Here is a 13,111-nt window from a genome sequence, read left to right as displayed (position 1 = left end):
ATGCGGGCTCAATTCAATTGGGTTTCAAATTCAGAATCTCTTTCGGCTTGTTCGACATCTCGAACCATCAGCCGCGACGACTCATTCGCCTGGCGACGAAATCACGACGCCTTCGCCGACGACCGTGGGCATTTCCCCGGGGGCATAGACACCCGGCGGCAGGGTTTCGCCCGAAACGATCGACCCGCCCGATGACGTCATGTCACCTTGCATGGCGGTGGGGTGACCGTTGACCATGATCGATCCTTCACGGCAATCTTCTTTGCATTGGTGGCCCATCAAGTTGGGCGTTTCGATGTAGCCGTCGAAGTACAGTTCGCAATCGGTCGGCGACATCGAATTCAATCCCGGTCCGCCCGGCGGGACTTCGCAGGGATCCATCGCGTCGACGATCTCGGGCGTGACCATGATCAGCAACTCGATTTCGTTCTTGCGTTCACGCACCCGGCGGAACATGGTTCCGATGTAGGGCAGTTCGCCAAAGAACGGTGTCGATCGGACATAAGCATCCACACGGCTTTGCAGCAAACCGGCGATCGCGATCGTTTGACCGGCATCCATTTCCACGGCCACATCGACGTAGCGTTGGGTGAAGGCGGACACGCTTAGACCGTTCACGGTAACGCTGCGTGATTCATCGGGTTCGGAAACTTCCGGTCGAACTTCCAAGCGAACCCGCCCCGGGCCGACGACGAACGGCAGGAAGTCCACGGAGGTTCCGTATTCTTCGTATTCGACTTGGACGGCACCATTACCGGTGGGCACGACGTTGGGAACGCGACCGCCGACGGTGAATCGTGACGGGCGACCGTGAGTGGCGACCACCGTGGGTTCGGCCAACAATTTCAACAGGTTGTTTTGACGCAACGCCCGAATCAAAGCTTCGAAGTTGGCGTTGGCGAAGAAGAACCGGTTGGTCATGTCGCTGACCGCACTGTCGGACGGGTCCAGCCCGGTGCCGATGCTGTTGGCAACGTTGGACAGGGTCGTCGGGCCTTGGTGATAGAAACTGGTACCGTCGGAGATACTCCAGTCGATTCCCAAGTCCCGCAGTTTGGTTCGTGACACTTCCATGATCTTCGTGTGCAGCATGATTTGCTGGACGCCGGAGACTTGGATGTTATTGACCGGGGCGGTGTAGAACTGTTCGACGATGGCCATCGCACGATCGACGTCATCCACGCTGGTGACGAATCCACTGACGACAGCACCGCTGCCGATCGGCATCACCTTGAGCGAAGCCAAAGGCAACTGGGACTCCAAGATGCCTTCGACTTCCCGCGAATCGGCCAGGACGATCACATCGACGGTGTACAGTTTTTCGTCGGTGTCCCAGATGTTCAGCTGGGTGGTGCCGGGCTGTTTCGCAGAGATCTGAATCTGGTTTTGCGAAATCGGTTGGGCACCAACGATTTCTTCGTTGTGGACCTGGAACTTGGGGATGCGTTCTTCCAGTGTCAAGATGCGGCTGCTTTTTACCAGCATCTCGATTCGTTCGACGGCCTGCGTGATATTGGTATTCACGCTGGACGCCGTCGCGGTGACCAGACGGTCGCCTTGTGCCCACGTCGATCCGGGAAGGATCGCAGCGGTGACGAACAGACAACCTGTCAGAATCAGCTGGTTCGCTGGCCGAAGAAACGTTTTCATCGCGTGGTGCATCCTTGCTTGACCTGTCGGATCCTTCCAACATTCCGCCGGCACGAACAGATGTGGAATCCGTGTCGTGCCGCCAGGTGGTCGATGGCGATTAACGGGTAAAGGTTAGATCCGGCCGATCGCAACCGACCGGATCAAAATTTCGCATCAATCAAATTTCACTCAGGCGATCATCGCCCGAGCAAGTCATCGGCGTCGTCGGCCGTTCCGGCTTCCTCGGCGGGAGGCTGAAAGAACGGGCTGGCTTCGCCGTTTAGGTAACTGTATTCGTCGTCTTGCGGGTTCGGCGACGTGGCGGTCGCGGCCGGAGCCGCAGGTGCCTTGCTTTCATCGCCACCGGTTTCGCTCAGGATGTGAGGCATGTCGTCTCGGCCGGTCCAGCCGTACTGCGTGATCTTGCCGCCGGACAACTTCTGCATTTTGAAGTTTTCGGTTGGTTCGACTTTGCGAGTTACAACTGTTCTCGGAGCCGGTTCGACTTCCTCTTCCTTCGTCTCGTTGGCCTTGGCGTGGTCAGCAATCCACTGCAAGAACTGCTGACCCGGATCCTCACGGTCGCCATCGTTTTCGTAATCGGTAAGGTTTCCCAACGTCAGGCGAATCTTGCCCAGTTCCGAGGCCCAGGTCCAAACCTCGGCATCGGTCTTTTTGATCAGCAACGAGATCGTCTTGGCGGCCTTGGTCGCTTCATCGTTGTCTTCACGCTGAGTCTGTCCGTCCAATGCGAACACGCGGACACCGCGTAGGATCGTCTTGGCGGTCGTTTCCGGAACGACATCGCTTTTCTTGAAGTATCCCATCACATCGACACGGTCGCCGGGGCGGACCAGGTTGGCGACCGCGTTTTCCGGGTCGGCTTCCATCGCCACGACGGTGTAGCCGCGAGGGATTTTTTGGGACGATCCGTTGGAATCGTTCATCAACTTGACCGGCATCACGGGTTCACCAGCGTAGAAACGCTGGCGCGCGTACTTGCCTTCCAAGTCGTCCAGGGTGCTGGTCGCGCCTTCGGGAATCCGATCGGCGGGCCATTGTTCTAATTTGATTTTTTCGCCTGTGATTTCCTCGGCAACGTCGATCGCCTTGGTGGTCACGAAGATTTCCACCATCTTGATCTCACTGCCTTGCGAACTTTGGGCTTGCATCCAATGGCTAAGCCCGACAGCAGCGATCGCACCGCAAACGCAGGCAACCAGCAGGACGAGAGTTTTATTACGCATGATTCGTTCGACAGTGGTGTTCAGGGTTGGTCCGGGAAACACGTTGTTTCCGGATAACGGTTCGCATCAAAACGAAGAACCGCACCGAACCGAATGAACGCGATCTGACGCTTCTGTGTATTCGGTGAGGTCCCGGCGACATCTGCACCCCATACGCTAGATGGGATATTGTCGCCCCGCTTGGCAGACTTGCCGCAACCGGCAATGTCAACCAAAGCTTCCCAGCCTGACCGTTTCTTGCGTGAAATTCGCGTCCTCAGGCGGCGGACGCGTCGCATGTTCGTGTTCGGTTCAGCACGACGACGCGGAAACGTAAGTCGTCGTGTGACTCGGTGTTTCACGCCTCCGGTGTTGCCACCGTTGGTGTCAAATCAGCATTCCGGCGAAGGCGAAGTAGATCACCGAACCGATGGCCATCGGGATGCCATAAGGCAACAGGGTCATCGTCGGCTTTCGTTCGCGGGCGATCGCAGCCAACTTGCTTGGGCGGCGAACGGTCTTCCACTCTTCCAGGATTTGCATCGCCATCGCGTAGTGCTTGAAAGCTTTTCCGCTACGCAGAATCATGACCGCGGCGATCAATCCGCCGGCCAGTGCACCAGCGACGAACAGCTTCAGGCTGATCAGCGATCCCAGCCAAGCGCCCGTTCCGGCAGCCAGTTTGACGTCGCCCGCGCCCATGCCGCCGACATTACGCAGCAGCAACAGTGGCATCGCACCGATGATGGTGCCCAAAAAGCTCCAGCCCAATCCGCCAACGCCATCGGCGTAGCACCAGTAGCACCAGCCGCTGATGATGAACGGCAGGTTCAGCCAGTTGGGAACCTTCAAGATCATGCCGTCGATGACGGCGGCGACGATCAGCACAACGCTGACGAACCAGACGATCCAGTGGTCGGCAATACTTTGCAGTAACGTGTCCATGTTATGTTTCCCCGTAACGATGGCGATCCGAACGGTTGTGGATCGATGGTTTGTGTTGTCCCCGTGACAGCTTGATTTTTTTGTTATCGCGGTCCGATCAACCAAGTGAACATCGCGAACAGCAGCGTCACGACGCAGCAAGCCAGTTGCCAGGCATAGGCGGCGGCATCGGCGGGAAGCAGCGGATAGTTCATGGTGGGATCTTTGCGAAAGGCCAAGGAACAAAGGCCAAACGAGTGACCGGGATTCGAAACGACCGGCGCGGACCCAATCGTGGCCCGCACCGGACGTCGTATTCAAACCCGCATGCGAAGGTCCGAGTCGCCAAACAAGTCGACCCGGCCATCCGCAATGCAGAAGCGAAATCAGTTACCGGCGATTGCGGTACCGACAGCGTCGAACTTGGTAGCAGCGTTGGTACCGACGGTACCGACAGCGGCCAAGCAGACCACGACGATCAACGCCAACATGACGGCGTACTCAACGGCGGTCGGTCCATCTTCTTCCTTCAGGAAGTTCACAAAGCTGGTAGCGAAATTCTTCATTTGTCTTTCTCCAGGAGTGAGTGCGGCCCACAGGGGGACCACAAACAACGACGAAAACGGTTGACCCAACGCGGGTCAATCCGGTCGAGTGGGCAGCCTCATCTCCGACTCTCGTCTGACATGCCTTGGCGGCGGTCTCGGCCGGATACACATCCGAACCATGACAACCGTTTCCCTCGGCAACCCGGCTTTCCTGAGGCTACGCCGACAAATCGCTTTGCCGGCTCACCCACGGACCCGTGGTTTTGCGCGATCATCCTCTCGGACGTCTTGCCTTTGTCAGGGAGCAAGGCTGACCAAGCCCCGACGTTCGGCATCGACCGACCGACAAGACTTAGCGATTGGACCAAGGACTGGCCCGCTCACTCTCTAAAGGGACACTACGACACGTTTTCGACGTGGGTAAAAAAGACGGGTCCCGCAAACCCTGCGGGCAACCGAATCGATCCGTTTGTGACTGTTGTGACGGCCAAGACAGGTACAATGGGGCAATCGGGCGTCGGCAAGGGTTCGTCTTGCCCGGCAAATCGCGATGACGACGACGGCTGATGAATCGACTGACTTCCAATTTGTTGCGACCGTCACGTTGGCGGTACCGACCACTTCCCTGGGTCATTCCGGCGACCCTATTGGCGACCATCGATGGATTGTCGCCGCCGTGGCTGCATGTCTGTGTGGTCGCGACCTTTGTCGTGCCGCTGGCGTGGAGCTATCTGCCCCGTCGCCATATGCCGTTATTGATGACGTCGCTGTTGCTGGCGGTCGTCATCCCGGGCTTGGCCCCGATGATCCGCAGCGCCGCGGCATCGGCCGAATTGATCGGTGATGCCGGCGGACCGCACGAAACGACCTGGATGTCGTCGATCGAAGGTTTCGGCATGGAACGGGTTTGGACCATCCTGGCCCTGCTGGCGCTGTGGTGGTTTCACTACCGATTGCAAGACCGACGACGACGACGCTTGGCCCTGCGTCGATCGCTGCAACAGCGGGTGTTCCGGCGCACCCAACAAGTGCGACGCGCCAACCGTGCCCTGCGCAACGAAGTCATTCGTCGCCAGGAAACGCAACACTTGCTGGACCAAAGCGAAAGCACGTTCCAAGCGTTGATGGAACGGATGCAGTTGCAAGTCAGCCGAAAGAATCGCGACGGCGTGGTGACGTACGCCAATGAGATCTACTGTCGCAACCTGGGCCGGGATCTGAACGAAGTGATCGGGTCAACCGATGACGACTTGTTCGCACCGGAGATCGCACAGAAATACCGGTCCGACGATCTTCGCGTGATGGATTCAGGGCAAAACGTCGACCAGATCGAGCAACACCCAACGCTGGACGGCAAGACCGGCTATGCCCAGGTGTTCAAAGCGCCTGAATACGACCGCGACGGCAACTGTGTGGGAATCCAGATCATTTTCTGGGACGTGACGCGCAAGTATTTGGGCGAAATGGCCCTCCGTGCTAGCGAAGCCCGCAAGAGAGCGTTGTTCGATTCGGCCGCCGACGCGGTCGTTCTATTGGACGCCCATGGGATCGTGGTCGAAGCCAATCCGGCCGCCACGATTCTGTTCGGCGACGGAATGGTGGGACAGCGTTTCGAAGACATCGCAATGCCTTTGACCGGATCCATTTTTGGTTCACCGAACTTCAGTGCACGCAATCGTTGGGCCGCAATCCCTCGAGCGGCACGACACGAGTTGACGATCGTCCGCAAGGATGAATCCGAATTCGAAAGTGAAGTCGCCGTTCATACGATTCCCGTCGGCGATGAACAGGGATGCGCGGTCATCGTCCGTGACGTCACCCTGCAAAAACGTGCGATCGAAACGCTTCGCAGTGCCAAAGCGGCCGCCGAAGCCGCCAACCGCACCAAGACCGAATTCATGGCGGGCGTCAGCCATGAATTGCGGACGCCGCTGGGCGGGATCACCGGCCTGATCGATTTGCTATCCAAAACAGAACTGACGCCGCGGGGACATCAATATGTTCAGATGATTCGACAAAGCGCGCAGTCGCTGAGCGACGTGATCGAAGACATTCTGGATTTCGCCGCCATCGAAGCCGGGCGTGTGGAGATCGCCCCGCGTCCGTTCGACCTTCACGACTGCTTGAACAACGCATTCAAATCGTTGGCCGTCCGGGCCGCCGAAAAACCACTTCAATTGATCTTGTCGATTCAGCCGGATACGCCGCGGGATGTGGTCGGTGACCCCAAACGCATCCGCCAAGTCTTGATCAACTTGATCGGCAATGCCATTAAGTTCACCCCGCTGGGCGAAGTCCGCGTGCGACTGTCCCTCGAAAGCGACCCTGACGTCGCGGGATCACGGCCATTCTTCTTGATCGAAGTCGCCGACACCGGAGTGGGCATTCCCACGGAAAAACAACGTGCCGTTTTTTCCGCGTTCGAACGAGGCGAAGTCGGAACGAAACGATCCTTTGGCGGAACCGGGTTGGGGCTGTCGATCAGCGATGGCTTGGTGCGGCGCATGGGCGGACGAATCGATTTGGTCAGCCAACCCAATGTCGGCAGCTGTTTCAGTTGCCGATTGCCATTGCCGATCCAGTCGTCCAGCGATCCCAAAGACAATCACGAAGATGCACCGCATCAGGCACAGAGCAGCCCTCCGCCGCTGGCCTCGGATGCAACCGCCGTGATCCAGACGGGCGTCCCCAACATGGATTCGGCGATCGAAGAAACCGTGGACTTTTTGGGTATCAAACGATTGAACCTGAAAGACACGCCCAGCTTGAAACAAAACGGTCGTATCACTTGGATCGTTCGGTGCAGCGGTCCCACGTCATGGCAACGCTGGGTCGATCGCACTCGGGACGACATCATTTGGATCCAAGTCGTGGGTGTCGACACACCGCGAATGGGAACCCGCCGTGAAATTGCGTTGAATGAACCCGTCACTCCCGATGAACTGATCGAAACCCTGCGGTTTCTTTGGGATCCTGACGATCCGGATGGCACACGTCGACTGTCGCCGCCACGCTTGGAAGAAACGACCACCGACCGATTCGATCTTTCGCCCGCTTGGTCCGAAGATTCGACTGATCCGGTCACATCGGCCGCGCCGACCGAAGGGCATCTGTTGCTGGTCGACGACAGCGAAGTCAATCGATTGGTGATCCGGCAACAGTTGGAACAGGCGGGATATGCCGTGACGACGGCGGTCGATGGCCAGGCGGCAGTCGGTGAAGCGACGGCTGGAAACTTTGATTGCATCTTGATGGACCTGCAGATGCCCAAGATGGATGGAACCGAAGCGACGGCGGAGATCCTGAAATACTTTCAAAAGCGAAAACGTACGCCGCCGCCGATCATTGCACTGACCGCGCATGTCACGGCGGAGCATGAAACGATTTGTCAAAACGCCGGCATGTCCGGCTTCGTCACCAAACCGGTCGACCTGTCCACGTTGGTCGCCACCATCCGCGGACTGACCGATCCCGACAGCGTGCCCGACCAAGAATCAAACGCGGATCAGCAGCAGTCGTCTCAAGTCGAACCGCCCGATACGTCCGCCGAGGACCAAACCACATCTGCGGCGGAACAACCTGACGCGTCGCAAACGAATCACGACGAGGGATCGATCGACATCGACACGATGAAGCAGCGGTTGATGCGGCACAGCGCCGGAAGCGAGGAAATCGCGGTTTCGCTATGCGACGCTTTCTTGGAAGAAGTGCCTGAACTTTTGCGTCGCGTCGACCGCCACCATCGCCAGGGACGCTTTGCCGAACTGACACGTGCCGCTCACACGTTGAAAAGCTGCCTGCGGTATGTTGCCGATGACGAAGATGTTCGCCTGGCGGCGGAATTGGAGCACGCGGCGAAAGAAGAACAGACGACCGATGCCGAACACCTGGATCAATTACGTGAGGTCAGTCAACGTTGGATCGACCGGGTCCAAATGTTGAAGGAAACACTTGGGGCCAACGCGTCTTAAAAGAAAAAGCCAGACCGACGTCGGCCATCAAATCTTGCGAATGAATTCTTCGGCGTAGCTGCGAACTTCACTGCCGTTCAAAACGTGAACCATCCGCAGTTGTTTGACCTGTTCATCGCTGAATGATCCCAGCGGAACGTGCACCAAATGTTTCTTGAATCTGCGTGCCAGTCGTCGGAATCCCGCACCGGGCGGCAACGCGGATAACAAAACGATTTGACCGCTGTTGCTGTGTAAACATGCGGCCGCCAACAAGCGTTCTTCCAACGTCTCGGTGAAATCCAACCTTGGATCCAGCCAGACGTCGGGAATGATGATCGGCGGATACAAGAACAGGGCACCGCCATAGACGGACAATCCGATCCCGGGGCCGACCATTTCGCGCCGAAAATCGGTGGCAAACAGTGCCAACGTTGATTCCGTTTCGTGTTCGGCAAACCAAGTCGTCCGCCATGGATAGTCACGTGGATCGGCCGGACTGTCAAACAACATGACACATGCGTCCAACGTTCCGCGGCTGGGCGGAATGACTTTGACATAGATTTCTTTTTCGTACCAATGCCGCAACGTGTCGCGGATATCGATGCCGTCCTTGACACTGGTGGTGAACTTTTCGGTCCGTGCCAAATCATTGCCCATGATGGCTTTGGCCCGTTCAAACACTCGTGTCCGGAAGTTTTCGATCCGCAAATCTTCCGGCGGATAGCTGCATTGGCTGTACGGGTTCCACTGATAAGCCCAGCGTTGTTTGTCGTTGGTGCGTGGACGTCGTTGCAACTGAAGCGTTCGCCATGTCATGGGCGGTCCCGGCAATCGGTTGACCATCGACACCGTTTCACCATCGGCCAATCGTGCCTGGTCAATGCCCAGCGTCGCAACCGGCAACCCCATCGACGTGGCCGATTCGCCGTCGAACGGATCGACGTAGGGGTAATCGTTGGCATTTTCGGCAACGTGCACCGCGAACTGGTCACCCAAGATCTGCTGTGCCGCGGTGACGATCGTGACCAGGTCCGGTGTCATCCGTCGATGAATCAACGACAAGTTTCGGATGTACTGCAGACACTTGGACAACAACAACGGCGTCACGTTTCGCGCCCGGTTGCCCAGTTCGCTGCGATAGGAAGATCGGGCGGCGATCAACAGTTCTTTGACGCCGTCGATCTGCAAGTCTTCGTCGTCTTCCAGTTCGCTGCGGGCACGTTCGTATAAACCGGTGATGAAGGGCAGTTCACCGAACAAAAATGTCAGCGTCCTGGGATCAACCGCGTAGCGAACCGGCGGTTGAACATCGTCATGTTCGGGCAACACCATTTGGGTCGCCGAACGGTCATCGGCTTCGGCGTCGTCATCCATCAAGTGATAGGCTTCGCGGACCCACGGCCAGTGCAGCACACTGGTGACGAACAAAATCTTTTCGCACCGCTGTTCCAATTGACGCAAGCGATGCGCCATGTGAACGATTCGGTTTCGCGTTTGTTCATCCGGCGGTCGCGTGATAAAGGGCAGCAAAGCCGCGGCGAATCGTTCCGGGGACACGTGTCGGACGGCGTACGGATCAGGCATCACCGATGAATACGGCCAAAACGGATCCGTTTCCAAGTCGACGTAAGCCCGCGCGATGTGTTCGCCCATTGCGGCGCGAATCGCCATGATCACCGGCTGGCACGGGTCGATCGGCACATAGCTGACCGGTTGGACCATATCGAAATCGTCTTCATCATCGTCGTCGTCCTCCCAGGCGGATTCTGACCATGACGACGCTTCGCCCGACGGATCGCCGTAATCCCCATGTGGCTGAATCACGATCGACGGGCTGGGCAAATCCAAGACGGCGGATTCGACTTGGTCGCGAAACGACGGGGGCAACGGCAACGCCACACAGTCGTATTCTTCTTCCAGCAACCAGCGACGAACGGTCAACGCGAATTGACCGCTGCCGTGAATGACGGGCAATACAGCAATTCGATCCCCCATCCGCAACAGATCGGGCACCGACGGCAGCGATGATGATGAATCCGGCGTCGACATTCGGAATCCTGCAACAGACACGTGCATGGTGCGTCTTGGACGACGGCAATGCCGCCCCGACGCGATGTCGTTCAGCTTATCCGACGGGTTCGGTGTCGGCAGCAGCCAATACCCGAGTCACGCTGGTGGGCTGTAGGTATTTTTCAGCGGCGTTCATGACGGCGGCCAAATCCACCCCCCGATACAAATCCAGCAATTGATCGGTGCTGACGTATTCGCCACACGTCAACCAGCGACTGCCGATTCCGAACAAACGGTTTCCGGGGCGTTCGCTGGCCATGATACAAGCCGCAGATGCTTTGCCGATCGCTTGCTTCAGTTCATCGTCGGTCACCGCGAACTGTTCCGGCCGCTGGACAAGTCGCCCCAGCAAATCGTCCATCAATTGTTCGCAAGAATCCAATTCCGAGGGGGGGCAAACCAGATAGCTGAAAATCGCCCCGTCGTCGATGAATTCCTGAGGCCACATCGCGGCGACTTCCGCGCGGCCGGTGTCGATCAATTCCCAAAACAGTCGGCTGCCGCCGTCATCAGCCAGCACCGACAACAACATTCGTGCCGCGTACCGGTCGGCGTCTCGCATCGACGGCCCCGGCATCATCTTGACCAAGTAGGCCTGCGACGCGTCATGAATGGGCAAGCGTGATTCGTCCGACACACCATCGGGAACGGTGTCGGCCGGATCGGCCTTGGGCGTCGGGCATTCCGGACGTTGCGACCACGACGCGGTCAACGTCGCGACGTCATCGACCAGTGAATCAAAATCGACGTTCCCGGAGGCTGCCAAGACAATGTTCTCGGGCCGATACATTCGATGGAAATACGCACGCATGTCGGCCGACGTCATCGCGGCGATCGATTGCGGGGTACCCAACACGCGACGGCCAAGTCCGCGGGGAGTGAAGTGGTTTTCCATCGCGCGTTCAAACGCACCAAAGGGCGGCTGATCTTCGTACTTGGCGATTTCTTCCAAGATGACTTGGCGTTCGGTGTCAAAGTCTTCGTCCCGCAGGGCGGGCGAAAGCATGTCGGTCAACAATTCGACCAAGCGATCTTGAAACTTGGGCAACACCGCGGCGTAGTAAACCGTTTGTTCTTCCGTCGTGTAGGCGTTGCTGTTGCCCCCCAATTCGTCCAGTTCGCGATTGACGTCGGCGGCCGATCGTTTGTCGGTTCCTTTGAACATCATGTGTTCCAGGAAGTGGCTGAGCCCCGCTTCGCGATCGACTTCGTCTCTGGCACCGGCGCGGACAAAGTAGCCCATCGCCGCGCTGTACCCACGTCGGTCGACTTCGGCAACGATCCGCAACCCGTTCGGCAATTCGGCTTGTTTGAATTCTGGCATTCGATTTGTCTTTGGTAACGCTATCGGTCAAGACGCGATCATCAGGGTGATTCGTGATGGCTCGGACGTTTGCACGAGTTCCGAACCATCACCGCCACAACGATCAGGCGTCGTCCGCTTCGACTTGCAGATCGTCGGGCCCGAGAACAACGATGCGAAAACGTCCCGGCGGATGGTCTTGGTAATACTGCCGGATCTGGTCCAGCGTTAGCGATTCGATTTCGGATTCCAATTGCCGCAACGACATCAACCGCCCCAGTTGGTACCAATCGCTGACCAAGGATGACGCCCGCGATGAACTGGATTCCTGTTCCATGATCAGGTTGCTTTGGATTCGGACTTTCCAGCGATCCAGTTCCGCCTGTTGCAAATCATCGGTCAGGTTCCGGATTTCCCGCAGCGTCACGTCCAAGGTTTCTTGTGCACGTGGTGGTGTCGTTCCCGCGTACCCGAAAACGCCCGCGGTCTGTTTCAAAGAGTTGCAGCTGAGCGAAACCGTGTAACACAGCCCACGCTGTTCGCGGACACGGTCGAACAACCGACTGCTCATTCCGTCACCCAGAATCCCGATTCCGGCACGCATCGCAAAGTAGTCGTCGTGACCATAGGGAAGCGAATCGAAAGAAAACCCCAAATGCGTCTGGTTGCTGTCGGCGGCGATGTGTTCGCGGGCTGGATGCCCATCGGGCGTCATCGGCGGCTTGGCGGTTCCGGTCTTCCAATCCCCAAAAAGTTGCTCGGCCCAGTCGATCACCCGGGATGCATCCACTTTGCCGGCAACTGCCAAGATCGACTGACCGGCGTGATAGTGACCGGTGAAGTAATCGCGGACGTCGTCTTGGGCGATTTGACCGAGTCCGTCGATGGTGCCGCCGGCGCTGCGACCCAGCCGTTCTCCGTATTGCAACTGACGCACGCGGCGCATGACTTTCGACGCGGGTTCGTCTTCGATGGCACGCAATTCCTGCATTGCCATCATCCGAGCGTCATCCAACTGGTCGGCGGGCAAGTGCGGTCGCCGGGCGACGTCGGCGTACAGTTCCATTGCTTTGTGCAACGAATCGGCCGGCATCGCTGCGTTGAAACTGGTCAACCGATTCGAAACTCCGCTGGATCGATCGATCCCCAGTGCGTCTTGAATCGCCACCAAGTCACGGCTGCTGTGGGAACCGGCACCGCGCTGGACCATTTCGCAAACGATCGACGCCAAGCCCGGCCGATCGTCCGGTTCCGATTCGGTTCCCGCCGCCATTGACAACGAAAACGCGGCGGTGCGTAACCACGGCATCGGCTGGACCAGCACGGTCATGCCATTGGCCAAGGTGTGGATCACGCATTCATCGACAGTTATCGCATCAGACATATTGAAATAGATTCACAAGAAAAGAACCGACCAACCGACAAGCCATTGCACCGGAGAATCACCAACCGTCC

General features: G+C 57.9%; 8 protein-coding genes and 1 riboswitch. Of the genes, 1 reads left to right on the top strand and 7 read right to left on the bottom strand.

Annotated elements, in window-relative coordinates:
- Nucleotides 1–81: 81 nt before the first annotated feature.
- The 4 genes from Mal65_RS04260 to Mal65_RS04245 form a co-directional block, all read right to left on the bottom strand.
- Nucleotides 82–1,650 carry a secretin GspD/PilQ domain-containing protein gene (locus tag Mal65_RS04260; RefSeq protein ID WP_174820130.1) on the bottom strand — a complete coding sequence of 523 codons (1,569 nt, stop codon included), beginning with the start codon at nucleotides 1,648–1,650 and terminating at the stop codon, nucleotides 82–84.
- A 179-nt stretch (nucleotides 1,651–1,829) separates the two neighbouring features.
- A complete protein-coding gene (cpaB, locus tag Mal65_RS04255; RefSeq protein WP_145293975.1) occupies nucleotides 1,830–2,879 on the bottom strand; it encodes a Flp pilus assembly protein CpaB in 1,050 nt (349 codons plus the stop codon).
- Nucleotides 2,880–3,245: 366 nt separating this feature from the next.
- The gene (locus tag Mal65_RS04250; RefSeq protein ID WP_145293972.1) at nucleotides 3,246–3,803 is read right to left on the bottom strand and encodes an A24 family peptidase; all 558 of its coding nucleotides are present in this window, start codon (nucleotides 3,801–3,803) and stop codon (nucleotides 3,246–3,248) included.
- Nucleotides 3,804–4,168: 365 nt separating this feature from the next.
- The gene (locus Mal65_RS04245; RefSeq protein ID WP_145293969.1) at nucleotides 4,169–4,348 is read right to left on the bottom strand and encodes a Flp family type IVb pilin; all 180 of its coding nucleotides are present in this window, start codon (nucleotides 4,346–4,348) and stop codon (nucleotides 4,169–4,171) included.
- Between the two features lie 175 nt (nucleotides 4,349–4,523).
- Nucleotides 4,524–4,633: riboswitch (cyclic di-GMP riboswitch) on the bottom strand.
- Between the two features lie 263 nt (nucleotides 4,634–4,896).
- Here Mal65_RS04245 and Mal65_RS04240 point away from each other — a divergent pair.
- Entirely contained in the window at nucleotides 4,897–8,301 is a 3,405-nt protein-coding gene (locus tag Mal65_RS04240; RefSeq protein ID WP_145293966.1) for a hybrid sensor histidine kinase/response regulator, read from the top strand.
- A 27-nt stretch (nucleotides 8,302–8,328) separates the two neighbouring features.
- Here Mal65_RS04240 and Mal65_RS04235 read toward each other — a convergent pair whose 3' ends face one another.
- The 3 genes from Mal65_RS04235 to Mal65_RS04225 form a co-directional block, all read right to left on the bottom strand.
- Entirely contained in the window at nucleotides 8,329–10,332 is a 2,004-nt protein-coding gene (locus tag Mal65_RS04235) for a hypothetical protein (RefSeq protein WP_145293963.1), read from the bottom strand.
- A 76-nt stretch (nucleotides 10,333–10,408) separates the two neighbouring features.
- Entirely contained in the window at nucleotides 10,409–11,677 is a 1,269-nt protein-coding gene (locus tag Mal65_RS04230; protein ID WP_145293961.1) for a M16 family metallopeptidase, read from the bottom strand.
- A 103-nt stretch (nucleotides 11,678–11,780) separates the two neighbouring features.
- Nucleotides 11,781–13,040 (bottom strand): M16 family metallopeptidase, encoded by a 1,260-nt coding sequence (locus Mal65_RS04225; protein WP_145293958.1) that lies wholly within the window; start codon nucleotides 13,038–13,040, stop codon nucleotides 11,781–11,783.
- Nucleotides 13,041–13,111 lie beyond the last annotated feature (71 nt).

It is taken from the genome of Crateriforma conspicua (genome assembly GCF_007752935.1).
GTDB classification, from domain to species: domain Bacteria; phylum Planctomycetota; class Planctomycetia; order Pirellulales; family Pirellulaceae; genus Crateriforma; species Crateriforma conspicua.
Note: the sequence above shows the minus strand (reverse complement) of the source record. Positions and strands in the feature narration are given on the sequence as shown.

What these genes read in the sequence shown, in the direction of transcription:
- Mal65_RS04245 (WP_145293969.1), bottom strand. Translation starts at nt 4,348, where the DNA reads ATGAAGAATTTCGCTACCAGCTTTGTGAACTTCCTGAAGGAAGAAGAT.
- Mal65_RS04240 (WP_145293966.1), top strand. Translation starts at nt 4,897, where the DNA reads ATGAATCGACTGACTTCCAATTTGTTGCGACCGTCACGTTGGCGGTAC.
- cpaB (WP_145293975.1), bottom strand. Translation starts at nt 2,879, where the DNA reads ATGCGTAATAAAACTCTCGTCCTGCTGGTTGCCTGCGTTTGCGGTGCG.
- Mal65_RS04235 (WP_145293963.1), bottom strand. Translation starts at nt 10,332, where the DNA reads ATGTCGACGCCGGATTCATCATCATCGCTGCCGTCGGTGCCCGATCTG.
- Mal65_RS04230 (WP_145293961.1), bottom strand. Translation starts at nt 11,677, where the DNA reads ATGCCAGAATTCAAACAAGCCGAATTGCCGAACGGGTTGCGGATCGTT.
- Mal65_RS04260 (WP_174820130.1), bottom strand. Translation starts at nt 1,650, where the DNA reads ATGAAAACGTTTCTTCGGCCAGCGAACCAGCTGATTCTGACAGGTTGT.
- Mal65_RS04250 (WP_145293972.1), bottom strand. Translation starts at nt 3,803, where the DNA reads ATGGACACGTTACTGCAAAGTATTGCCGACCACTGGATCGTCTGGTTC.
- Mal65_RS04225 (WP_145293958.1), bottom strand. Translation starts at nt 13,040, where the DNA reads ATGTCTGATGCGATAACTGTCGATGAATGCGTGATCCACACCTTGGCC.